The sequence below is a fragment of the Halomonas jincaotanensis genome (assembly GCF_018448785.1).
GTDB lineage: Bacteria > Pseudomonadota > Gammaproteobacteria > Pseudomonadales > Halomonadaceae > Halomonas > Halomonas jincaotanensis.
This window is the reverse complement of sequence record NZ_JAHCLU010000012.1, coordinates 18,620-42,135: the sequence shown is the minus strand read 5'-3', so window position 1 is coordinate 42,135 and position 23,516 is coordinate 18,620. Positions and strand designations below refer to the sequence as shown.

At 62.5% G+C, this 23,516-nt stretch carries 23 protein-coding genes and 1 tRNA gene; 6 read left to right on the top strand and 18 right to left on the bottom strand.

Going from position 1 to position 23,516, the window contains the following annotated elements; all coding sequences use genetic code 11:
* Positions 1–9: 9 nt before the first annotated feature.
* The 4 genes from cysD to KG088_RS11705 form a co-directional block, all read right to left on the bottom strand.
* On the bottom strand, positions 10–903 hold the full coding sequence (cysD, locus tag KG088_RS11720; RefSeq protein ID WP_213825840.1) for a sulfate adenylyltransferase subunit CysD: 894 nt from the start codon (positions 901–903) through the stop codon (positions 10–12).
* A gap of 216 nt (positions 904–1,119) precedes the next feature.
* Positions 1,120–1,854: a metallophosphoesterase gene (locus KG088_RS11715; RefSeq protein WP_213825714.1), complete on the bottom strand. Its 735-nt coding sequence runs from the start codon at positions 1,852–1,854 to the stop codon at positions 1,120–1,122.
* Positions 1,855–1,870: 16 nt separating this feature from the next.
* Entirely contained in the window at positions 1,871–2,317 is a 447-nt protein-coding gene (locus KG088_RS11710) for a DUF1249 domain-containing protein (RefSeq protein ID WP_213825713.1), read from the bottom strand.
* 1 nt (position 2,318) lies between these two features.
* On the bottom strand, positions 2,319–2,969 hold the full coding sequence (locus KG088_RS11705; protein ID WP_213825712.1) for an NUDIX domain-containing protein: 651 nt from the start codon (positions 2,967–2,969) through the stop codon (positions 2,319–2,321).
* Positions 2,970–3,147: 178 nt separating this feature from the next.
* Here KG088_RS11705 and KG088_RS11700 point away from each other — a divergent pair, with 178 nt between their 5' ends.
* On the top strand, positions 3,148–3,687 hold the full coding sequence (locus KG088_RS11700) for a GreA/GreB family elongation factor (protein ID WP_213825711.1): 540 nt from the start codon (positions 3,148–3,150) through the stop codon (positions 3,685–3,687).
* 1 nt (position 3,688) lies between these two features.
* Here KG088_RS11700 and KG088_RS11695 read toward each other — a convergent pair whose 3' ends face one another.
* The 3 genes from KG088_RS11695 to KG088_RS11685 are packed head-to-tail and all read right to left on the bottom strand — an operon-like array spanning position 3,689 to position 7,103.
* Positions 3,689–4,711 carry a methyltransferase gene (locus tag KG088_RS11695; RefSeq protein WP_213825710.1) on the bottom strand — a complete coding sequence of 341 codons (1,023 nt, stop codon included), beginning with the start codon at positions 4,709–4,711 and terminating at the stop codon, positions 3,689–3,691.
* Positions 4,708–5,523 (bottom strand): methyltransferase domain-containing protein, encoded by an 816-nt coding sequence (locus KG088_RS11690; protein WP_213825709.1) that lies wholly within the window; start codon positions 5,521–5,523, stop codon positions 4,708–4,710. The genes KG088_RS11695 and KG088_RS11690 overlap by 4 nt, the downstream gene beginning before the upstream one ends.
* A gap of 32 nt (positions 5,524–5,555) precedes the next feature.
* Entirely contained in the window at positions 5,556–7,103 is a 1,548-nt protein-coding gene (locus tag KG088_RS11685; RefSeq protein ID WP_213825708.1) for an amidase, read from the bottom strand.
* A 126-nt stretch (positions 7,104–7,229) separates the two neighbouring features.
* Here KG088_RS11685 and KG088_RS11680 point away from each other — a divergent pair.
* From KG088_RS11680 to KG088_RS11670, 3 genes are all read left to right on the top strand, one after another.
* A tRNA-Arg gene (locus KG088_RS11680) sits at positions 7,230–7,306 on the top strand.
* A gap of 288 nt (positions 7,307–7,594) precedes the next feature.
* Positions 7,595–8,068, top strand: coding sequence for a molybdopterin-dependent oxidoreductase (locus KG088_RS11675; RefSeq protein ID WP_213825707.1), 474 nt, complete (start codon positions 7,595–7,597; stop codon positions 8,066–8,068).
* Positions 8,068–9,231, top strand: a complete 1,164-nt coding sequence (locus KG088_RS11670) for a GGDEF domain-containing protein (RefSeq protein WP_213825706.1) — start codon at positions 8,068–8,070, stop codon at positions 9,229–9,231. The genes KG088_RS11675 and KG088_RS11670 overlap by 1 nt, the downstream gene beginning before the upstream one ends.
* 35 nt (positions 9,232–9,266) lie before the next feature.
* Here the strand turns inward: KG088_RS11670 and KG088_RS11665 are convergent, their stop codons facing one another.
* From KG088_RS11665 to KG088_RS11625, 9 genes are all read right to left on the bottom strand, one after another.
* On the bottom strand, positions 9,267–9,608 hold the full coding sequence (locus tag KG088_RS11665) for a YbjQ family protein (RefSeq protein WP_213825705.1): 342 nt from the start codon (positions 9,606–9,608) through the stop codon (positions 9,267–9,269).
* A gap of 125 nt (positions 9,609–9,733) precedes the next feature.
* Complete coding sequence (locus KG088_RS11660; protein WP_213825704.1) at positions 9,734–10,150, bottom strand: hypothetical protein; 417 nt, start codon at positions 10,148–10,150, stop codon at positions 9,734–9,736.
* Between the two features lie 236 nt (positions 10,151–10,386).
* On the bottom strand, positions 10,387–12,309 hold the full coding sequence (locus KG088_RS11655) for a diguanylate cyclase (protein WP_213825703.1): 1,923 nt from the start codon (positions 12,307–12,309) through the stop codon (positions 10,387–10,389).
* 277 nt (positions 12,310–12,586) lie between these two features.
* Positions 12,587–13,705 (bottom strand): porin, encoded by a 1,119-nt coding sequence (locus tag KG088_RS11650; RefSeq protein ID WP_213825702.1) that lies wholly within the window; start codon positions 13,703–13,705, stop codon positions 12,587–12,589.
* A gap of 449 nt (positions 13,706–14,154) precedes the next feature.
* Positions 14,155–15,213: a ProQ/FINO family protein gene (locus KG088_RS11645; RefSeq protein WP_250148225.1), complete on the bottom strand. Its 1,059-nt coding sequence runs from the start codon at positions 15,211–15,213 to the stop codon at positions 14,155–14,157.
* 111 nt (positions 15,214–15,324) lie between these two features.
* Positions 15,325–15,843: a dihydrofolate reductase gene (locus tag KG088_RS11640; RefSeq protein ID WP_213825701.1), complete on the bottom strand. Its 519-nt coding sequence runs from the start codon at positions 15,841–15,843 to the stop codon at positions 15,325–15,327.
* Positions 15,840–16,691 carry a thymidylate synthase gene (locus KG088_RS11635; RefSeq protein ID WP_213825700.1) on the bottom strand — a complete coding sequence of 284 codons (852 nt, stop codon included), beginning with the start codon at positions 16,689–16,691 and terminating at the stop codon, positions 15,840–15,842. The genes KG088_RS11640 and KG088_RS11635 overlap by 4 nt, the downstream gene beginning before the upstream one ends.
* Positions 16,692–16,775: 84 nt before the next feature.
* On the bottom strand, positions 16,776–17,567 hold the full coding sequence (gene lgt / locus KG088_RS11630; protein WP_213825699.1) for a prolipoprotein diacylglyceryl transferase: 792 nt from the start codon (positions 17,565–17,567) through the stop codon (positions 16,776–16,778).
* Between the two features lie 78 nt (positions 17,568–17,645).
* A complete protein-coding gene (locus KG088_RS11625) occupies positions 17,646–18,812 on the bottom strand; it encodes a response regulator (protein WP_213825698.1) in 1,167 nt (388 codons plus the stop codon).
* A gap of 121 nt (positions 18,813–18,933) precedes the next feature.
* On the opposite strand from KG088_RS11625, the gene KG088_RS11620 reads away from it, so the two are divergent.
* The gene (locus tag KG088_RS11620) at positions 18,934–19,707 is read left to right on the top strand and encodes an NRDE family protein (RefSeq protein ID WP_213825697.1); all 774 of its coding nucleotides are present in this window, start codon (positions 18,934–18,936) and stop codon (positions 19,705–19,707) included.
* Here KG088_RS11620 and ptsP read toward each other — a convergent pair whose 3' ends face one another.
* Both ptsP and KG088_RS11610 read right to left on the bottom strand, forming a co-directional pair.
* The gene (gene ptsP / locus KG088_RS11615) at positions 19,708–21,969 is read right to left on the bottom strand and encodes a phosphoenolpyruvate--protein phosphotransferase (RefSeq protein WP_213825696.1); all 2,262 of its coding nucleotides are present in this window, start codon (positions 21,967–21,969) and stop codon (positions 19,708–19,710) included. It lies immediately after the preceding gene.
* A gap of 97 nt (positions 21,970–22,066) precedes the next feature.
* A complete protein-coding gene (locus KG088_RS11610) occupies positions 22,067–22,558 on the bottom strand; it encodes an RNA pyrophosphohydrolase (RefSeq protein ID WP_213825695.1) in 492 nt (163 codons plus the stop codon).
* A gap of 204 nt (positions 22,559–22,762) precedes the next feature.
* On the opposite strand from KG088_RS11610, the gene KG088_RS11605 reads away from it, so the two are divergent.
* Positions 22,763–23,419 (top strand): histidinol-phosphatase, encoded by a 657-nt coding sequence (locus KG088_RS11605; RefSeq protein WP_213825694.1) that lies wholly within the window; start codon positions 22,763–22,765, stop codon positions 23,417–23,419.
* Positions 23,420–23,516: the final 97 nt, after the last annotated feature.

The following is a 23,516-nucleotide window of genomic DNA, read 5'->3' as shown; positions in this document are numbered from 1 at the left end:
CCGGCTCCCTTAAAAATAACCTTCACGCTTCTTCTTCTCCATCGAGCCGGCCTGGTCATGGTCGATGGCGCGGCCGCTGCGCTCGCTGGTGCGGGTCAGCAGCATCTCCTGGATGATCTCGGGCAGCGTGGCGGCCGTCGATTCCACCGCCCCGGTCAGCGGATAGCAGCCCAGGGTACGGAAGCGCACCCACTTTTCTTCAGGTACCTCACCGGGCGCGAGCGGCATCCGCTCGTCGTCGACCATGATCAGCATCCCGTCGCGTTCGACCACCGGACGCGGAGCGCTGTAGTAGAGCGGGACGATGGGGATCTGCTCGAGATAGATGTACTGCCAGATGTCCAGCTCGGTCCAGTTGGAAAGCGGGAAGGCGCGGATCGACTCGCCCTTGTTGACGCGCGCGTTGTACAGGCTCCACAGCTCGGGGCGCTGACGCTTGGGGTCCCAGCGGTGGTGTTTGTCACGAAACGAGAACACCCGCTCCTTGGCGCGACTGGCCTCCTCGTCGCGCCGCGCGCCGCCGAAGGCGGCATCGAAGCCGTACTTGTCGAGCGCCTGTTTGAGCGCTTGTGTCTTCATCACGTCGGTGTAGCCACTGCTGCCATGATCGAAGGGGTTGATGCCCGCGGCACGGCCCTCCTCGTTGGTATGCACCAGCAGCTCCATGCCGGACTCGCGCGCCATGCGATCGCGGAAGGCGATCATCTCGCGGAACTTCCAGGTGGTATCGATGTGCAGCAGCGGAAACGGCGGCGGCCCGGGATAGAAGGCCTTGCGCGCCAGATGCAGCATCACCGAAGAGTCCTTGCCGATGGAGTACATCATCACCGGGTTGGCAAACTCGGCGGCGACCTCGCGAATGATATGAATCGACTCGGCCTCGAGCTGCTCGAGATGGGTCATCCGCCGAGGGGGGACCGGTGCTTTCTCATGAACTGGCTTGGCCGACTCATGGGTCGGCGTGTGAAGACTGGTCATGGCCCGACTACCTCGCATGACGTGGGGCGTGGAATCATGCGCACAGGATAACGTCGGAAGGATAATAACCCAAAAGAATTAATAACTATCTTTTTATATCTTAAAAACCCGACCCGTCTCATCTCGAAGCCTGACTGGGCGCTAGGTGTCGACTCGCTCGACCCGGGTGTCCAGCGTCTTGTCGTGGAGAGCGATGACGCGGTAACCGGGCGCCAATGCCTCGTCGATGGCAAAGGTCGCCGCCTCGGCCAGGAACTGCCGATGCGTGGAAGGACACCCGTATACCGCGACATCGCCCCCCGCCAACCGCTTATGTCCCGCAACCGCCTGATGAACATGGCCAAAGAAGACGGCACACACCTCGTGGTGGGGCTCCACAACATGCCAGAATGCCTCCCTGTCTCTCAGGCCGATGGCATCGAGCCAGGCCGAGCCGACGTGTACGGGGGGATGGTGCATGGCAATCACGGTCGGACGCTCATCCTCGGCCAATCGCGCATCCAGCCAGGCAAGGCCTCCCGCGCCCAGGGCGCCATGCGGCTGGCCCTCGACACGCGTCGCCGGCATCAATACACGCCAATTGCCAAGGCTCAACTCGCCGGGCAGCTCGCGATGATTGGCCATCAGGGTTGGCTGGTCATGGTTGCCGGCGAGCCAGGCCCAGGGTGCGTCGAGCCGGCTCAAGGCTTCGACCGCCAGTCGATAGGAGTCCGCCGTTTCATCATCACTGATATCGCCGGTGACCAGCACCTGGTCGGGACGCTCGCGATTGACGGCGTCGATAACCCCTTCAAGACGATGCAGTGGGCATAAATCCTGAGGGTGGGCAGCGGGGACGGCGTTGAGATGGAGATCGGTGATCTGGACCAGACGCATCGACGCAGCATCCTCATCAGGGCAATTGGGGCAAGTCGAGCGAGTGCCCGTGCGCGAGGCCATGCTCGAGCCATTCGCCCAGAAAACGGTTGAGCTGTATCTTCTCGTCGGGCTGATGCATGCGGGCGTTGGGATAGCGGTAGCGGCCGTGAAAATGGCGCTGACGCTGGAAGTCGGTGACCTCGGCCATGCGCACGTCATGATAGAGATGCACGCGCATCCGTGGCGTCTCGATCAGTTCGTCGAGTGCGCCCTGCTGCGAGACATGAATGATGCTGGTATAGGGCGCGCGCTCACGCAGCTCAAGGCACAAGGCGCCCAAACGTCGCCCGCCATTGACCAATTCCACCTCACGCCTCTCGCCTGCCTCCATATCACCCAGCAGCTTGACCAGGCGAATATAGTTGGCGGTGCACTCCCCTTGCAGGGATTTGAGATCCGTCACATAGGCGTTTCTCGCCACGCTACCTCCTCGCTCTGAGTGACGCCCGCTCGCCTACCAGCCAATACCAGGCAATCAGACACATGGCATTGTCGAGCCGGCCGGCCGCCACCAATTCCTTGACCCGGGCAAAGGGTGTCACGTGTACGCGGATGTCCTCGTGTTCCTCGTCGAGGCCATGCACCCCTCCCAGACCGCCACTGTCGATCAGACCGCAGAACAGCGTGACCTGCTCGTTGCAGGCTCCCGGACTGGGGTAATAAGTGTGCAACTTGATGAGCTCACCGACCTCGCAACCCGCCTCTTCCAGCGCCTCGCGACGCGCCACCTCGGCAGCACTCTCGCCCCTTTCGACCAGCCCGGCGACAATTTCGAGCTTCCAGGGCGAAACCGTGTCATCGATGGCCCCGGCCCGAAACTGCTCGATCAAGACCAGGGCATCGCGCTCCACATCGTAGAGCAACACGCCGACGGCGTCATGGCGACAATGCACTTCGCGTACGACCTCGCCGGTCCAGCCGCCCTCGAAGAGCCGGTGGCGCAGGTGCAATTCTTCCAGACGGAAAAAGCCCTGATACAGGCAGCGCCGCTCGATCATCTCCACATCGGCCATCGTCAGAGTCGGCGACGTTGAGGAGTCATGCTCGTGGGAGGGCTGACGCGAATCGCTCATACCGGTCTCCGGGTCACGTACGATCGTCCATTATCATGACCGGACGCGGCAATGCCAACCGCTGAGCCCGAACTTCCTCGCCCGCACGCCGCTTGGCGAGCGTAGTGCCGATGGCGTATCTTGCCTTCTCGATTCCCTTTCGACCCCCCTCTCAATGGCAACGGAACGCGCTATCCCCATGAAAGGCCGCAACATGACTCGCTGGCGAGATCCAGCCAAGGATCCTCGCCAGGAACCCAAGAGCACCCTGATCACTGCGGAAGGCGCCGAACGGCTGCGCGGCATTCTCGACCACCTGTCGCGCGTCAAGCGACCGGCGCTCTCCGCCAAGGTCGGTGAGGCAGCTGCCCAGGGCGATCGCAGCGAGAACGCCGACTACACCTACAACAAGAAGGAGCTGGGCAGGGTCATCGCCCGCATCGGCTACCTGACCCGGCGCCTAGACGAGTTGCAGGTGGTCGACCGGCTGCCCGCGGATACCGGGCGGGTGTATTTCGGTGCCTATGTCACTCTGGAAGACGAGCACGGCGAGGCGCTTTCCATCCGCATCGTCGGCCACGACGAGACCGACACCACGAAACATTGGGTCAGTGTCGACGCCCCGCTGGCGAAGGCCTTGCTCGGCAAGCCCTTGGACGACGAAGCGACCGTGGCGGCTCCCGGCGGCGAGACCACCTACGTGATCACCGAGATCGCCTATCGCGATCCAATGGCATGACTCAGTCCTTCACCGCCCGATAGACCCGGAAACGCCGATCGTCGGCGAGGATCTCGAAACCGCCGAAGGCGCGCTCGAGCAGGGCCGGGTAGGGAAGAAACGCATTGGCCACCATGACCAGCTGGCCGCCCGATTGCAGATGCTCGGGCGCCTCACCGATCAACCGTGCTGCTGGCCCATAGTCGATGTCGCGCTGCTGATGAAAGGGCGGATTGCTGATGATCGCGTCGAAGCGTCGCCCGGCCAGTGCCGAATAGACATCGCTTGCCACCACGTCACCCTCCAGGCCATTGCCCGCAAGCGTCCGCCGCGCTGCCTCGACGGCAAAGACGCTGACGTCCACGGCCGTGACCATCGCACCCCGCCGCGCCAGCCAGGCGGCGATAATGCCGTCACCACAGCCCATGTCCAGTGCTTGAAGCGCTCCCTGCCGGCGGCTGGCGCCGATATCACCAAAGAGAATCTCAGGTAACTGCGCAAGCAAGAGCCGGGTGCCATCGTCGAACTTGCCGTGACCGAAGACGCCCGGGTGGCTGGCCAACTGCAATCCCCCGGCCTCGAAGCGCGTCCAGACGGCGTCGGGGTCGAGCCCGACCCGCGCCGTTTGTGACGCATAGAGCGCGCAGCGCCTGGCACTATCGCGCTTGCGACATCCCAGTCCGAGGGCGGCGAGCACCTTGAGCACCCGCTTGATGCCGCCCTGATTCTCGCCGACCAGCTGTAGCGGCGTGCCCGGCGGCAGGGTGGCACACAGCCACAGTAGCCACCACTCGCCCAGGGCATGACTCTTGGGCCAGAACAACACCGCGCCGGCCGGAGCGCCGGCACTGAGAGGCTCGTCAAAAGGTGAACGGGCCGAAAGCCCGCGGGCAGCCCAATAGATTAGCAGGGCGACATCGGCACTGATCGCGGTACCTTGTGTCCCTTCCAGCCAGCCATCCTGCGGCGGCCCTACCCACCACCAATGGCGGTAATCTGTCTCCTGGCGTTCGAGCAACTGACAGACCGGTGTTTGCGCACTCATCGATTTGCCTCCATGGCAGCAACACCGCCTTCGGGTCGTACGAGGGTGTAGAGCAGGTAGCGCCCCAGCCGCCAGTGCGGGTCGACTCGGCAGTAACGCTGCTCCAGCGCCAGCAACCGTTCGCGGTCGGCGTCGCTTTCGGGCGGCCGGCGCAGGTAGTCGGAGAATACCCGTATTCCCGCCACCTCACGGATTTCCAGGCCGCATTCGGCACTCCATAACGCGATCTGCGCATGCGTCAACGGAGAAATCGGCGTCAGTCGCTTGCGCTGGCCGGTGCCCTCCAGCCGGTCGTCCAAGGCCTTCTCCAGGTTGCCCTTAGCCACGTTGGATAACCGCAGGGCATCGCGATTGAAGACCATCAGCGAAATCTGGCCACCCGGCGCCAGGAGACGAGCCAGCGTTACGAGCGCTGCGCGCGGGTCCGCCAGCCATTCGAGCACCGCATGGCAGGCGATCAGCGACCAGGGGCCTGGCGTCTCTTGTAGTAGCGCCTGCAGTGGCGCCCGCAACAGGCGAATCGAGCGTTCACCCAGCTGCTCACCGGCTCTTGCGAGCATCTCGCCCGAGGGCTCCGTCAGGGTCACGGCATGCCCACGATCATGGAACCACATCGCCAATTGCCCCAGGCCACCCCCTACATCGAGCACCGGCTGCTGCTCGAGTATCAGCATCTCCGGCAGCAGTCGGTCGAGAAGCGCCAGACGCAACTCGCCGCGACTACCGCCGTAGAGGCTATCGGCAAACTTGTCGACCATGCCATCGAAGTGCCGATCGCCTGCTGGCGAGAGGAAAGACTCATTTGCGAACATGCCGGCCACCGGAAGCGGGTTTGCCGCGCATTCTACCCGGCTTTGTCATCAGACTCATTGTCACTGGGCTTATCGTGTCTCGCCAAGGCACGCGGCAACCGGTCTGGCCAGTGGTTGTCGGCCTCCAGTTGCGCCGCCAGCGCCAGCAGGCGCTTCTCATCGCCTATCGGGCCGATGATCTGCACTCCCACCGGCAGGCCCTCTGGCGTGACGTGCAACGGCAGCGACATCGCGGGCTGGCCGGTCAGGTTCGCCAGCTGAGTGAAAGGCGTCATGCGAAGACTCTCCGCCGCCAGCCGCCTCAGCAGCCCCGCCTTCAGCGCCAGTTGCGACGTGCCAGGGATCGCCAGCAACGCCATCAGACGCTCGCGGGCCTGGCTTGGATATAGGCTACCTCGCAGCGGCGCCGGCGTAGCCGCCACCGGCAGCAGAAGGCAGTCGAAATGCCGATGGAAACGGGCCATGTCGCGAGCGACCCGATTCCAGTGACTCTTGGCCAGTTCATAGTCCATGGCCCGCAGGTGACGTCCCAGCCGCCCGATGGCGCGGGTACTCGGCTCGACATCGAGCCGGCCCACCGGCACTCCGGTCTGCTCGCTGATCCAGGCCAGGTCGGCCGCCAGATGGCCCAGATAGAGCGTCAGATAACTCTCGGCCAACGCCTCGCCATCCACCGGTATGTCCGCCCACTCCACGTCGTGGCCAAGGTGCTCGAGCCTGGCCGCCGCCTGCTCCACGGCCAGACGCACCTGCGGGTCCAGCCGCGTCCCCAGCGCCGCACCAAGGGGCTCGCCCAGAGACACCGCGATCTTCAGCCGCTGCGGCGGGCGCTCGATGGCATCGACGTATCCCCGCTCTCGCTGCAGAGGCCAGGGGCTTGCCTCGTCCATGCCGTTGATCGCCTCCAGCAAGGCTGCACTGTCACGCACACTACGGGTCAGGGCATGCTCCACCACCGCGCCCTGCCACACCTCGCCAAAGGTCGGTCCCAGCGGCACCCGCCCCCGGGATGGCTTGAACCCGAACAGGCCGCAGTGACTGGCCGGAATGCGTATCGAGCCACCCCCATCGCCGCCCATGGCAAACGGCACCAGGCCCGCTGCCACGGCAGCCGCCGCGCCACCGCTGGAACCGCCCGGGGAGCGTTCGGGTTGCCAGGGATTCACGGGATGGGGAAAGGCTTGCGGCTCGGTGATGCCCATCAATCCGAGCTCCGGTGTAGCGGTCTGACCGAGGATGCAGAGACCGGCCTGGCGCAGCCGGGTCACCAGGCTCGAGTCCTCAGGAGCGCACCAGTCGCGAAGGGCGGCACTGCCGAAAGCCAGGGGCTCGTCGGCAATGCCCATCAGCAGGTCCTTGGTCAGGGTCGGCACCCCGGCGAACGGCGCCGCCGGATCGCCCCTGCGCCCTTCCCGCTCGGCCTGTTCGAAACGGGAACGCACCACGGCGCCAAGGGTCGGGTTCAGCGACTCGATGGCCTCGCAGGCAGCGCGGAACACCTCCTCGCGACTCACCTCTCGGTGGCGAATCAACGCCGCGAGTCCCGACCCGTCATATGCCTGGTAGTCGCGAAGCTCCATGCCAGCCCTCTTCATCTCGTTGCCGGCTTCAGCCTATCAGGGGCCGCAGGAAGCGACAGATAACCGGTTGCCATAGCCCCGTGCAGTTTATCTCGGAGGCGCTTTTCCCTATAATGCGCCGCCTACGCCCCCATAGCTCAGCTGGATAGAGCGTCCCCCTCCTAAGGGGAAGGTCCCAGGTTCGAATCCTGGTGGGGGCACCAATTAAATCAATGGCTTGCATTCGACCTTCTCGTTTACAAGCCTGTCAGAATCGCCTCCGCCCCAACAAAGACCCCAACAAGATTGCTCGGTAGGCCTTCGCTAGTGTGTCATTAGCCCCGAGACAAACACCGCTGCAAGCCCCGCACCCTACTGGTTCCGCATCACCGGGTTTCCATTTCATCGCGTATCTGCCCCGTCTGCTTGGCTCCAGCCGCAATATAAGCAACTCTTGAATTTGCCTGGCAAGCTGCGCATTATCGTGTCGATGGCCATGAAGGAGCACGCCTGTGACACATTCACCAAAATCTTTCATCGTGCTTGTATGGCTGTTGCTGATGGCCTGGAGTGGGTCCGCCGCACTGGCTTTCGAGCTGGCAGTCACCCATGGAGCCGAGGCCCGAACCCTGACGCTGGATGACGTCGAGGCAGTGGGGGGATCGAGTATCGACATGCATCACCCCGAAGGCTTCGAGGGGCGTTTCACCGGTGTCTGGCTGGGAGACTTCCTGGCAGCGCAGGGCATGGATGAAGCGCGCAGAGTCCGCTTCATCGCGCATGATGGCTACAACACCTTCCTCACGCCTCAGCAGCGCGGTGACAAGGACTATTTTCTGGTGACACGCCTCGACGGTGAGCCCATAGCGGTTGAGGACTATGGGCCCTTCATGCTGGTGGTGCCGCAGGATGCTGAGGCGGTGCTTGAAGGTACCGAGTCCATGACGCGCTGGATCTGGGGGATCCGCGAGGTCAGCGCCCGGTGATGGCACGAAGACGACCGCGTGGGTTACTGCTCTCTTACCTGTTGATGGTGGCAGTGTGCCTGGTGGCCTTCGGCCTCTATCTTGGCGAGGCACGACGCCTGGTGGGCGCGAACTATACCGCCATGGTGACCGACCTGGTGCGTGCCCAGGAGGATCCCGACCGTTTGCAGTTGATCCTGGATAGCTTGCTCGACAGCCCCGACCGTATCCATCTGTCCCAGCTCAACGAGCTGCTGTGGAGAATTCCGCTCAGAATCCAGGGGCTGAGACGCCATCTTGTGCGCAGCGAGCTTGAGCCAGAGCACTACGCGCCGTTTCTGGATGAGCTGGAATACGTCGAAAGCCGCTTGCCCGAGCTGGAACAGGCCATCGCGCATGTGGGGGGTGACGATGATCTGACGCTTCAAGAGGGTCGCAGGCTGCGTGAGCTCGGGATGGACCTGGAAGAAGCCCTGGCCTGGTCGTACAGTGAGCTGAACGAGGTGTTGCATCAAGCATCGGCTGATCAGCGGCGTCTGATGCAGCGGCTTACGCTCGCCGTCGCCGTGTTGCTTCTGATGCTACTGGGTGCCGTTGGTGGTGTACTGCTGATGTTGTATCGCCTTTACGAGCAAAGCGATACAATGCGCCGTCTTAGCCTCACGGATCAGTTGACCGGGCTGAATAACCGACGCCGCCTGCTACAGGAGGCGGAACAGGCATTTTCTCGTTATGAGCGCCAAGGGTCGCACCTCACCTTGTTGCTGCTGGACCTGGACCATTTCAAGCATATCAACGATACCTACGGCCACCCGCTGGGCGATGAGGTGCTGGTTCATTTTGCCAGCGCCCTGCGCAACTGCGCGCGCTCTATGGAAGTGATCGCGCGAATGGGCGGCGAGGAATTCGCCATCCTGATGCCTGATAGTGACATCGCCGCTGCGCGACGCCTAGGCGAGCGCATTCAGCAGGCGGTGCGCGATATGCCGCTGCCGGAGCCAGCCAACGGCGATTCGCTGACCGTCAGCATCGGCTGTGATGAGGCGAAAGAAGGCGATGACTTCGAGAAACTCTATGCTCGCGCAGATCGCCGGCTCTACCGGGCCAAGGAGCTCGGTCGCGACCGTTTGGAGGGGAGCTTCGACCATCCCCTGCCGGCTTCTTACAGCGCGGCTGCACACTGATCTGCAATGTACCCGCGTTGACATCCCGCCCCCACTCAGGTCTTTGTCACCTTCACTGCCGTTCCCGTGGCCACCAGGAATAGCATCGACTTGCCGCCGCCCGATATTTCGCTGTAGTCGAGATCGACGGCTATCACGGCATTAGCGCCAAGCGACTCGGCCTCGTGGCGCAGCTCGTCGAGGCACGCGACTCTGGCATCACGCAGGGCATTCTGCGAGGACTTGTTGCGCCCGCCGAAAAAGTCACGAAAGCCGGCGAACATGTCCTTGAGCACGTTCATGCCGAAGACGCACTCGGCCGAAACGATATCCACGTGCTCGGTGACCCGGTAGCCGTCGAGGTGTGAGGAGGTGGTGAGAAGAACGCGATCTACCATGAAGGAACTCTCTTGTTAAAAAAATACCATCGCAAAGGAAAAGGGAGCCTACCGGCTCCCTTTTCCATCTTGCTGAATTATCATATAAAAAAATATGCTAACAAGCTAAATCAATATAATGCGGATCAGTTGACCTCGTCTTCCTCAACCGATGCCGGCTGGCCTTCCAGCGTACCAGCGTCGTCATCCTCCATGTCGGCAGCAGTATCATCTTGGCCGAAACCATTAGTGTCTTGGCCAGAAGATCCCTCTGCTTCATCAAACTCGGTCTCGCGTGCCTCGCCTTCCTGGGTACCACCAGCTTCGCCTTCAGTGGCTTCGGTCGCAGCGTCCATATCGTCTGAACCCGACATACCAGTTTGACCCTGCGACATACCGTTTTCTTCATCCCCGACGGATGCAGGTTCACCTTCAGAGGTACCGCCCTCTCCACTGGGTGAGTCGGTAGTTGCCGCATCGGCACCGTTTGTATCGTCGGATGCCCCGAAGGCCACCGCCGGCACCATGGCCAATGCCATCAAGAAAGGTAAAAGCTTTTTCATTGAAACCTCCTGGTTTCGAACTGGTTAACGACGCTTACTGAACCAGCCCCCCTTGACCTGCGATAGGCCAACCTGGGAAGCATTTCATCATGAAGCATAGCGTAGATGAGACATTTTTTCTGTGCGCTAGCCAACATACGGCATGCCACTTACTTTTCCTAAAAATTATTAGCACGCTTAAAAAAATGACAATTCTCTTTCACAGGCTTGGGCTTGGGCATTCAGGGCTGGATATATCAGTCGGTGTCTACCATCACGCAATCCCGACCGGCCGCCTTGGCGCGATAACTGGCCGCATCGGCACGCGCCATCAAGGTCGCGGTACTGTGGTCGCTGTCATGGAAGGCGGTGACGCCAACACTCAAGGAAACGCGAAATTCCCGACCCTCACAGACCACGTAGACTTCGCGCACCGAGCAGCGCACGGTATCGGCGATGCGCTCCGCCTGGGCGAGGGTGCAACTCGGCAGCAAGACCGCGAATTCGTCGCCGCCCTGACGCGCCACATAATCGCTGCGTCGCACCTCCCGGGCCAGTACCTGGGCGATGCGCCGCAACATTTCATCCCCCAGCGCATGACCGCCTTCATCATTCACAGGCTTGAAATGATCCAGGTCGAAGAGAATCAGTGCCGAGGGCGTACCCGTCTTGCGCCATTCCGCCATGGCCTCCTCGAGGCGCCGCTCGAAACCACGACGGTTGAGCAGCCCGGTCAGTGGATCGTGCTCGGCCTCCCAGCGCCGCAGGGCATCTTCATGGTAGCGCTCGGTAATGTCCTTCACCGTGCCCACGAAGCCGATATTGCGGCCCTCTATCGACACCTGGCTGGCATGCACTTCCAGCCACAGGGTCTCGCCAGTAGCGTGAATGAAGCGAAACTGTTGGCGAAAATCATCCCCACTGGTGAAACTATGCCGCCAGAGGTCGATGACCGATTCGCGGTCCTCCGCATGGATCTGTTTCAGCCAGGCTTCCTCGCCGAGTTCAGTGAAAACATGACCCGTCAGCTCCTTGAGGGCCGGATTCATGTAGCGGATACGCCCTAGGGTATCGGTGACGAACATTCCCAGCGGCGATGAGGCCAGTACAGCATCGAGGAAGGCCTGCCTGTCGGATAACCGCATATGCGCTTCGCTGCGCTCGGCTTCGACCCGGTTGAAGGTATCGGCCAGGTTGATGAGCTCATGCATGCGCGTTGCCAGCACAATTCGCCCACGTCGTCCCTCGCCCACCTCCTCGATCTGCCTTGCCAGTCGGTGCAGTGGCGATAGCGTCCGGCGAACCAACCCCCACATCACGGGCAGGGTCAACAGCGCAAACGCCGCTCCGCCCCACCACAACCACTGAATCAACAGGGCCATCGGCTCGAGTACCTGTTCCTCCGGCAGGGCGACGACGACGACCCAGTCGGCCGGCCAGCTCTGATGGAAGGATTGATAGGCCTCACCGCCACCAATGAGCGACCCCACCTCGACGCCCTCCCAACCGTCGAGGGCACGATGCAGGAGAGGATTGGCGTCGAGCGAAGGAACCGGCTGCAATACCTGGCTTGCCTGGGGATGATAGAGAATCGTCCCTGACGCTGTCGTTACCGCGGCGAATCCCCCCTCTCCCAACCGCAGACGTCGCAGGGGCTCGAACAATTCTCCCGAGCGGATATCGATAAAACCGCCGACAAAGCCATTGAATTCACCATCACGCCAGCGTGGCACCGTGAATAACACCAACGGCTTGCCACTGACGCGTCCCGTGAAGGGCTCGCTGACGTAGGGCCGCCGTACTGCGCGCAAGAAGCGGAAATACTCGGTATCCGCGGTAGCAAGCCCTACCCGACCCGGCACTTCGGGCCAATCGGCCTGCACCATGCCCTCGGCGTCGGCCACCACCAGGCCCTCGAACCACTCCAGCAGTGCTGCGTTATGCCGGAGTTCCTCACCAAGGTTTTGCTCTCCAAGGTTTTCCTCGCCGAGCATAGTCTCAAGGCGCTGCAGTGCCCCCAGGCGCTGCTCCACCTGAATGCTGAGTTCCTCGGCGATCACTCGCGACTCATAGCTAAGATGCGTGAAGTTGACCTCGCTGATCAGCGAACGCCCGATCAACCCTGCGGCGCCAAGCAACAGCAACGCCACCACCACCCAGGTGATTGCCAGGCCGAACATCAAGCGGCTCTGCAAGGAAGTCAGTAATCGCAGCGAGCGTCGAACACGAGAGAAGGACAATGGCGATCCGTCTTGTTAACCATCAATATAAGACTATCAGAATGCCCAAGATAATAGCGTCGGTCTAGGTGACCTAAGGCTCTAACAGACAATGTCCCTCCCCTTTGTGAGCGAACCGATGACCACCTTGCTCCCAACAAAAAGCCGGCCCCCGAAGGGGCCGGCTCTGTCGTCAGTGTCGACGTTTTCAGCTAAGCGACTGCTTTGACGAAGCGTCTTAGAAGTCGTAGCGAACACCCAAGGTGGTCAGGATTTCGTCGTCGAGTGAACGGAAGTTATCAGAAATGCTGTCGTCGACGGTGTTGGGGCTATCTTCCTGGTAGACCTCGGCGAAGACGTACATCGGCTCGCTGAAGCGATAGTTGGCGCCCAGCATCCAGCGGTCCTTGTCGTCCGGGCTATCCTGACCGGGGAGACCGTCCCAGGCCAGACCGATACGAGCGTACTGGCCATAGATTTCACCCATGCCGTAGTCGTAGGTAGCGCCGACACCCAGGATGCTCTCTTCTGCGTCAACAGCACCGGCAGTAGTCAGTTCGTCTTGACTGAAGGTGTCGATGATCTCCTCGTACTTGAAGCGCAGGCTAAAGGCATCGGTCAGGTCATAGTTGGCGAAGAAGCCGACCAGGTCCTCACCGGCGGCATAAGAGCCGCCACCGTCATAGGTAGCACCACGGTCGCTGACGTCCTTGCCCTGGCTGTAGCCCAGCGACATATAGAGGTCGTTGAGGGTGTAATCGACGGCCGCCGCAGTGGTCCAGGTAGCGCTGTTGTCTTGGCCTGGAACAGTCGCGTCAGTGTTACCGGACAGGTGCTTGGCCTGAACGTGGGCGCGGAAGCCCTCGAGGTCCGGGGTAGAGTAGGAGATCGCGTCGCCACGGCTGTCGGCAGCGATACCGCCCAACTGCTCCCAACCTTGGTTTTCCGGCACATCGAAGATCACGTCGCCGGAACGGTAGTAGACGCTGTCGAAGTTACCGGCCTGCACCGAACCCCAGGAGTTGCTCTCAACACCCACGTAGGTGTTGCGGATGGTGTCGAAGCCACCATCATTCTGTGCGTCAGCATCACCGCGGAATTCCATGCGGGCGAAGACGCTCATGTCGCTGGTGACTTCGTGGTTGGCGATAAAGCCAAAGCGCGAACCCAGATCGACGAACTCGGAGCCGTCTGATTTGACACCAGGGCCACCTTCGGCGCCGCCAGTGGTCACGGCATACACCAGACGACCGTAGATGTCGAGGCTGGTGCCGTCCTGGTCGTAAACGGTGGCGGCCTGGGCGCCGGTGGCGGCCATGGTGCCGGCGATAGCAGTCGCTAAGAGTGTCTTTTTCATGTCGTAGATTCCTTTGACTAACTTACTGTTTCGATCGTTATCTGCCGGTGCCTGAGGCATCCGTGCAGCTTGGCTTGCCGATGTTGTTGTCGGTTCGTGCCCTGTCGGCTCCCTCGCGGGAGGAGGCAGCGCGCGAGCCTGACCTCGGTTAAGCCTTGTTATAGTCCAATGCTCGCAAGAGGAACTTTAACCGCGGAGTCGAGGGAGCGCAAGAAGAAAAAACACTGTTTTCATTCAATCCGCACGTCGCTCAAGGAACTTTCTCTTGCGTTGGTGGTAGGTCAAGCTTTCCTGGCTTACTCCTACTGTCGCTGCCGGCGGGCCGACGCATTTCGACGAAACCGCGACTGGGCAGTGATGAGCGACGACATCATGCCGTGTCGCTAATGTAATGACAAGCCTACACGGTGACGCTTGGGCCTGGTCAGCCACTTGAGGGAGGCGAAGCGTCAGCCCTGGCGGTTGTGCTTGGCCAACAGTGCGCTGAGCTTGTCTTCCAGGGTGGCGTGAGAGTCGGACGGCCGCTCGGCAGTGGGCTTCTGACCCCGCGGCGGAGCGTCAACGCGTTTGCCGGCAGGGGCCTTTTCGGCAGGCTTATCGCGGGACTCATGGCGCGACTGAGTATCGCCCGGTGAGCGTGTTTCACTGACGGCACTCTTTCGCGTTGGGTCGAGTTGGGGGGTCTCGCCGCGATTCGAGCCCTGGCGCGAGTGGTCTGCACGGCCGGCCTGCAGGCGCTCGAGCTTTTGCCTGGCGTGGTCGGCGGCCTGGGCGTCGACCGTACCGGCGGCCTGGCCTTCGAGGTCGATGCGCTCGCCCCCCTCGCGCACCGCCTTGAGATAACGCGGCAGGTTGACGTAGCCGGCCAACGCACGGCGTACCAGCTTCTCCGGCCATGGCTCGCGAGCAGCGAGGTCCTGATGGATTCCTACCTTGAGCGGCCGGGTATGGCCCTTGAAGAACGTGTCAGGATAGCGCCGATACCACTGGGCAAGCAGCGCCTGGGGCGAGGGGGCGTCGGAAGCCGCCCCTTTGACGGCCGTCTCTTCTGCAACGGCACGACGCGTCGCCGGTGACGAAACGTCGGTGACTCGATCCGGCGAAGATGAAACGTGCGGGGTGGCTTCGGGGTCAGGTGCCGGTGTCGGGGGTTGGGGCGAGGCGGCCGCAGACGTTGGCGCGTTGCGTGTCGCGGGTCTCGCAAGGCTCTGCCTTGGGCGATGACCGATCAGTGCGGCAAACCCTTTGGCACGCCGGGTAGACGGGGGAAAACCACCCTGCGTCTCGCCAGCGGCAAGTTTCTCGAGCAGATGGCGGTTGTGCGCTTCCAGTTCGCTGTTCTGCTCGTCGAGCTCACGGTTCTCCTCGAGCAGTTCCAGTCGCGTGGCCTCCAGCTCGTTGAGCCGCGCGCGCAACCTGGCGAATTCCTGGCGTCGCTCGCTCACGGCTTGCCGTGCAGCGTCAACGCGACGTTCCAGTTCGTCGAGCAAGTGATGATGGTCAAGCAATTGGCGGCCTCCCGAGTCCTTCCCCACTGCGTGAGTGTGAGTCAGCCGTAGCAAAGCGGCAAATGTCGCCAGCAGGCGACGGCATCAGTGCGCTGACATATATATACCGCGTCACCGTCGTAGGTAATAGACGAAGTCGTAATTCGGCTGACCCTCGGCGGGCTCGCCGGCAACGCGCTGCACTTCCTGCCACTCGGCCATGTCCAGGGCCGGGAAGTGGGCATTGCCCTCCACCTCGATATCGACTTCGGTGAGATAGAGGCGCGAGGCGTAGGGCAAGGCTTGCCGATAGATTTCGGCACCGCCCATGACCATGATTTCCTCGGCGGCGTCGATAGTAGCCTGCTGATCGGCCAGGCGCAGCGCCGAGTCGAGATCATGACAGACCCGCACGCCCTCGGGGGCAACGTCGCGATCGCGGGTCACCACGATATTGAGTCGCCCCGGCAGCGCGCGGCCGATCGAGGCGAAGGTCTTGCGGCCCATCACCAGCGGCTTGGCCTGGGTCACGCGCTTGAAGAACTTGAGGTCCTCCGGCAGGTACCAGGGCAGCTGGTTGTCCACGCCGATCACGCGGTTGCGGGATAGCGCCGCGATCATGGCAACCGGAATCAGCGTCTCGTCGTTCATACGGCCACCTGTGCCTTGATCAGGGGGTGCGGGTCGTAGCCCTCGATGGCGATATCCTCGAAACGGAAGTCGAAGAGGCTCGTGACGCCAGGGTCGAGCACAAGTTGCGGTGCGGCCCGTGGCGCACGCGAGAGCTGAAGCTCGGCCTGATCCAGATGATTCAGGTAAAGATGCGCGTCACCCAGGGTATGCACGAAGTCACCGGGAGCAAGGCCACAGACCTGAGCGATCATGTGCGTCAGCAGGGCGTAACTGGCGATGTTGAACGGAACCCCGAGGAAGATATCCGCGCTGCGCTGGTAGAGCTGGCAGGAGAGACGCCCGTCGGCCACGTAGAACTGGAAGAGACAATGGCAGGGCGGCAGTTGCATGTCATCCACCTGGGCCGGGTTCCAGGCGGACACGATCAGGCGCCGCGACTGTGGATTCGTGCGGATCTGCTCGAGGAGCTTCTCGATCTGATCGATATGGCCGCCGCGCGGGTCGGGCCAGCTACGCCATTGATACCCGTAGACCGGACCGAGGTCGCCGTTTGCGTCGGCCCACTCGTCCCAGATGCGCACGCCGTTTTGCTTGAGATAGGCGATATTGGTATCGCCGCGCAAAAACCACAGCAGTTCGAAAATGATCGAGCGCAGGTGGAGCTTCTTGGTGGTGACCAGCGGAAACCCGCGCGATAGATCGAAGCGCATCTGGTGGCCGAACAACGAGCGCGTGCCGACGCCGGTGCGATCGCCACGCTCCACGCCGTTATCGAGTACCTGGCGCATCAGATCCAGGTAGGGTTGTTCGAGAGCGGGAGGTTCCAGTACCGACTGGCCTTCGTGCTGGTCTTGATGATTTCGCATCGTCTGGCGGACCCTGAATGGCAGGAGAGTCGGAATAAATGGGCGCTAGTCTACTCGCCCGCTTGCTACCGGGCCAGCGGACCATCAGGCGTCGCGAACATCGACCGGTTGGCGCCGCGACCAAAGGATCAACCCCACACCAATGCCGATCATCGGCAGCGTCAACAGCATGCCCATGGTCACCCAGCCGAAGGCGAAGTAGCCCAGGTGGGCATCCGGCAAGCGCACAAACTCGACCAGGAAACGGAACACGCCATACAGCAACAGAAAGAGCCCGGAAACCAGCCCGCGTCGTTGTGGCCGCGCCGAGACCCACCACAGCACCACGAACAGCACCGCCCCTTCGAGCAGCGCCTCATAGAGCGATGAAGGATGACGGGGCTCGGGTCCCATGCCCGGGAACGGCATGCCCCAGGGCAGCTCAGTGACCCGGCCGGGGAGTTCATGGTTGATGAAGTTGCCGATGCGCCCCGCCCCCAGGCCGATGGGCACCAGCGGGGCCACGAAGTCGGCGAGCGTCATGAACGCCAAATGCTTCTTTCGGGCAAACCACAAGAGCGCCAGCACTACACCGACCAGGCCGCCGTGGAAACTCATGCCGCCATCCCAGACGCGCAGGACCCAGAAAGGATCGGCGAGCCACTGCTGCATGCCGTAGAAGAGCGCATAGCCCAGGCGACCGCCGACCACCACCCCGATGGCCGCGTAGAACAACAGATCGCCGATGTCGTCGTGGGTCAGGCCGATGCGCTGGGCACGCAGGCGACCAAGCCACCAGGCGGCGACGAAACCGACCACGTACATCAAGCCATACCAGTGCACCTGGAAAGGCCCGAGCGAAATGGCGACCGGGTCGATAGCGGGATAATTCAGCATTGACGATCCTCGAGACAGGCGGGTTAACCGATGGCGGTGGGCGGCAAGGATATCAGAGCGACAAGGGCAGCTGTGAAGTCAGGCATTCCCGACGTCCTCGACGTGGCTCGGCACCCAGCGCCGTACCAGCTCGACCAATGCCTGAGGAGGATAGGGCTTGGCCAGGCAGTCGTCCATTCCCGCCACGCGAAAACGGTGCCGGTCCTCGTCGCTGGCATTGGCCGTCAGTGCCACGAGAATGCTGCGATGGGCGTCCTGCCGGCGCGCCTCGCGTTCACGCCAGCGGTAGCTGGTCGCGACGCCGTCCATGTCGGCCATGTAGATATCCATCAGCACCAGGTCGAAATCCGCCTGCATCTTGCGCTCCAGGGCTTCGGCGCCGCTGGTAACGGCCTCGACATTCAACCCCTGCCCTTCAAGGACTTGTCGGGCCAGCATCAGATTGACCGGGCCGTCGTCGACGATCAGCACCCGGGGCTTGCGATGACGAAACACCGCAGCTTGGCTCACGGGCGCTTCGCCGGTCAGGTTGGAGAGCAAGACCGAGACGCTTGACAGCCGCTCGTGTAAGTCATGCAGGGCCTGGGTGGACGCAAGCTCGGACTGGCGCGATGCGCTGCCGGGCCCTGGGGCGAGCATCTTGTCCAGTGAGGCCACCAACGGACAGAGCTCCTGCTGCAGGTGCGTCAGGTAACCGGATTTAAGCCGCGATTCCTCGCGAGCCCGCTGCTGACTCACCAATAACTGTTCGATGTCGTGCTCACGGCTTTCCAGTGCCTTGGTCAACACCGATTGGTCATCGCCGGCGTCGAACGCGGCATCCTCAGAGGGGAACGATCCGTGCGCATCATAAAGCGCACGCATGCCGGCCAGAAGCCGGGAAATACGCTCGTGAGGATCGTCGGGAACGGCATCGGGAGAGAGGACGCGCCCTTCACGTCGCTCGGCATCCGCCAGCCCCCGCTCGCCATCCTCCAGTAGCTCGACAAGGCTGGCCTCCTGTGCAGCCAGCCGCTGGCGCAACATCGCCAGAAAAATCATCATGTTGAGGATGCTGCCCGCAAAAAGCGCTAGCCCCAGCCAGGTACCATGACTCCAGGAAAGACCGTGGGGAAGTGCCCACCTGAGCGTCAACCAGACAAGGCCGCACAGCGCGACGAGCAAGATCTGCGTCGTCAGCACAGGCCACAAGAGGGGCTTGACCAGCCGTGTCCAGAGGCGTTCCTTGCGTGTCTCGGCTCGCATGGCCATTCCTCGGGTACGAAGAGGGGCGAGTGTACGATGCCGGTGCTACCGCTGTCATGGCGAGGCCGGCTGGGCATGGCGGCATCTTCCCTCGCGGGCGCCGTGACGCTAAGCTCTGCGGATGTGTCTAATCGCTCTGGATCATCGCCCCGGCAGCACTTTTCCGCTGCGCCTGGTGGCCAACCGTGACGAATTTCACGCTCGCCCCACGGCACCGCTAGCGGCCTGGGACGAGGCCCCGGCCATCGTCGGCGGACGCGACATGCTCGCCGGGGGGTCCTGGCTGGCGGTACATCGCCGCGGGCGGTTCGCCGCCGTGACCAATGTCCGCGACCCACGCCTTCAGGTCGGGGCCGAGGCACCGAGTCGCGGCGCGCTGGTCCGCGACGCCCTGGAAGCGGACGCCCTGCCGGCCTGGCTCGACAGACTGGCGGCAGGCGGTGCCCTGCGCTATGCGGGCTTCAATCTGCTGGTGGGGGATGGCAAACGACTCTGGCATCTGCACCGCGGCTGGGAAGGCGTCTCGCTGCAGGCGCTCGCCCCTGGCCTGCACGGCCTCTCCAATGCCGGGCTCGATACGCCCTGGCCCAAGCTGATCGCCGCCCGCCAAGGGCTCGCCGCCAGCGTGGCGCATCAGCGCTGGCCGCAAGCGGCGTTAGAGGCAATGCGCGACTCACGCCCCACCGCCGATCATCAGCTGCCGGATACCGGCATCGAGTTGGAGTTGGAGCGTCGGCTCTCGGCGGCGTTTATCGTCGGCGAGGATTACGGCACTCGCGCGACCACTTGGCTGGAATGGCGGGCCGATGGTTGCATCACCATCGGCGAACGGCGCTTCGGGCCCGAGGGCGTGATGCTTGGCGAAGACGAGATGCGCGTCGAGGTCGGTGCCTGATCAACTTCTCGGTGGCAGGAGGTGCGTCAGCTGCCACTCGTCGAAGCGAGTGGCAAGATGGCGGCGAACCGCCTTCGGCGATTCGAGAGCGAGGGTCTGGGTCACCAGCTCGCAGGCCGCACTGCGGGGTACGCGACGTATCGCAGCGCGGACCCTCGGCAGGCTGGGTGCGTTCATCGATAGCGCCTCGAAGCCCATGCCCATCAACAGCAAGGCACCGGCGGGGTCGCCGGCCAACTCGCCGCATACCGAGATCGGCCGATCAAGCGCGCGCGACTCGTCGGCCAGTCGCGCCATCGCCGACAGCACGGCGGGATGACAGGCGTCATAGAGTTCCGCGACACGTGGATTGTTGCGATCCACCGCCAGCAAATACTGCGTGAGGTCGTTGCTGCCGACCGAAAAGAAGTCGGCACGCTGCGCCAGCGCCTCGAGCTGATAGAGGGTCGCCGGTACCTCGATCATGACCCCCACTTTCGGCCGCCTGGCCACGACTCCCTCCTCGCCCAGCTCGATGATGGCACGGTCGAGCAGGCGCAGCGCATCGTCGACCTCATCGACGTTGGTCACCATGGGCAGCAGCACCTGGAGGTTGTCGAGGCCTTGCGAGGCGCGCAGCATGGCGCGCAGCTGTACCATCAGCACCTCGGGATGGTCGAGCGTCACACGAATCCCCCGCCATCCCAGGAAAGGATTGGCCTCCTCGATCGGGAAATACGGCAGATCCTTGTCGCCGCCGATGTCAAGCGTCCGCATCACCACCGGCAGCGGGGCGAAGCTCTCCAGCTGCTCGCGGTAGAGCCGCGTCTGCTCCTGTTCGCCAGGGAAGCGCTCGGTAATCATGAAGGGCACTTCGGTACGGTAGAGGCCAACTCCGCTGATGCGGCTCTTGAGCGAGGCCACGGCGTCAACGGTCAGGCCGGTATTGACCATCAACGCCATGTCATGGCCATCGGGAGTCCGGCTGGGCAGGTCCTGCTCATGCTCGAGCACTTCGGCAAGCGCCAGCTCCTCGTCGATCAGGTTCTGGTAGTAGCTCTCAAGCTCGGACCCGGGCCACACGAACAGGCGTCCACGGTGCCCGTCAAGCACCACCGACGCCCCATTGAGCCTTGGCAAGGGCAGATCGACCATCCCCGACACAGTGGGAATCCCCATGGCGCGGGCAATGATCGCCACATGGGAGGTGCTGGAGCCACGCACCGACACCAGCCCCACCAGCTTCTCGCGCGGCACTTCGCCGAGCATGGTCACACTGATCTCGTCGCCTACCAATACGGTGCGCTGCGGATAGACAGCGGGCGTCTGCGAGGTCTCTTCCTGAAGGTGGGCCAGCACCCGCCGACCGAGATCGCGTACATCGGCGGCACGCTCACGAAGATAGTCATCATCGACACGCTCGAGATACTGCACGTGACGGCGCACCACATCGGCCAGCGCACCGGGTGCCCACTGCCCTTCACGGATGCGTTTGACGACTTCCTGGTAAAGCGCAGCCTCGCCAAGCATCTGCTGATACACCTCGAACAGCGCCAGCTCCTGAGCCGAGATACGGTTGGAAAGGCGGTCGGCGGCCGAGCGTATCTCGCGCCTGACACGCCCGATCGCCTCGTTGAGCCGGGTGATCTCGTACTCCACGTCGGTGGGAATCAGATCGGGGACACTGTCGAGATCGGCAGGCGGGGCGATCACGACAGCTTCCCCGATGGCCATGCCGGGACCCGCGGCAACACCCTTGAACACCGCCTGACCATCGTTCAGGCTGCGCCGATTGAGATTACCGGTCGCCAGTGAGTGCGCCAGCACGCCACCCAGTTGAGCGGCCATGGTGACAAGAAACGCCTCATCCTCTTCATCGAAGCGGCGCTTGACCGACTGCTGCACCACCAGCACGCCAAGCATGCGTCGCTGGTGAATGATCGGCACCCCCAGGAAGCTTGAGTAGCGCTCCTCACCGGTCGACTCAAAGTAGCGAAAGTAAGGATGCGACTGGGCGTCTTCCAGATTCAGCGGTTCCTCTCGGCTGGCCACCAGTCCTACCAGGCCCTCGTTGCGCGATAGCGTCACCTGCCCCACGGCTTGGCTACACAGGCCGATGGTTTCCATGAGTACGAGGCGGTCATCGTCGGGGTCGGCGAGATAGAAGGAACACACATCGGTACGCATGGCCTTGCGAATGCGGCGCACCATGGTGGACAAGGCCGCGTCCAGATTCCGGGCCCCGTTGACTTCCTGTATGATGCGGCGCAAAACGTCGAGCATGAGCGTAGTGGTGTCCACATGGTGTTGCCTACCTAATGCGGCAGGACTTGATGAGTGTCAGACCCGACTTCATGGCCGTTGTTCCGCCTCGTGCCAATCACCCCAGCCCGAGGGCAAGCCGCTGAGCGCGGGGCGATAGTTCACGCAGAGCGCGACGATACACCTCACGCTTGAAGGGCACTACCTGACCCAGAGGGTACCAGTAACTGACCCAGCGCCAGCCATCGAATTCCGGCTTGGGCGTACCATCCACGCAAATTCGACTGTCCTGGCAGCGTATCCGCAGCAAGAACCACTTCTGTTTCTGGCCGATGCACACCGGCCGTGAATGGGTACGAATCATGCGTCTGGGCAGGCGATAACGCAGCCACCCCCGGGTACAGGCAAGAAGCTGAACATCATCGGCGGTGAGGCCGATTTCCTCGTGCAGCTCGCGAAAAAGTGCCTGTTGCGGAGTCTCGTTCGCCTTTATGCCTCCCTGGGGAAACTGCCAAGCGTTCTGCCCTACCCGACGCGCCCAAAGCAGTTGCCCCTGCTCGTTGGCAATCATGATACCAACGTTAGGGCGAAAGCCGTCAGCGTCGATCACGGACTTCACCTTATTAATCCAGTATTAAAAGCATTCTTCCATAAGCCTGCAAAGGGCATCAACAAAAGGGCATCAACAAAACTGCTCGGAAAGCGGCGACGGGAGGCATGCTGCTCGAAGCCGGTCGTCGCTTCTGCCATAATCCCTGGCCTAATCACCCCCTGTAAGACGAATCTGTTTACGAATTCTTTAAAGAGGTACGCCGTGAGCCTGGCCATCTTCGACCTGGACAACACCCTGATATCGATCGACAGCGACCATGCCTGGGGAGAATTCCTGCTCGAACAGGGTGCCGTTGACCCGGTCGCTTACCGTGAGGCCAACGATCGCTTCCTGGCCGACTACGCGGATGGCACCCTGGACATGCATGCCTTTCTCGAGGTCGCGCTCAAGCCTTTGACGCAGCATAGCCCCGAGCAGCTGGCCGCCTGGCATCAGCAATTCATGGCCAGCAAGATCGAGCCCCACATTCTGCCCAAGGGCGAAGACCTGGTGGCCCGCCATCGCACCAGTGGCGATACGCTCTTGATCATCACCGCCACCAATCGCTTCATCACCGGCCCTATCGCCAAGCGATTGGGTATCGACGAGTTGATTGCGGTGGAGCCAGAAAGCATCGATGGTCGCTATACCGGGCGAGTCACCGGCACGCCCAGCTATCGGGAAGGTAAGGTCAAGCGACTCGATGAGTGGCTGACCCGCAAGAACCTCGCTCTCGATGGTGCCTGGTTCTACAGCGACTCCCACAATGATCTGCCGCTGCTCGAACGCGTCGACCATCCGGTCGCCGTGGACCCGGACCCCACCCTGCGCCAGGCCGCCGAAGCACACGGCTGGAAGATTATCAGCCTGCGCGACTGATGCGCGCCCGACAAGCGAAATGATGCCGGACGGGGCAATCGGGCCCTGAACACGCAAACGCCCTGGCGAGAGACCCCGCCAGGGCGTTATTTCATGC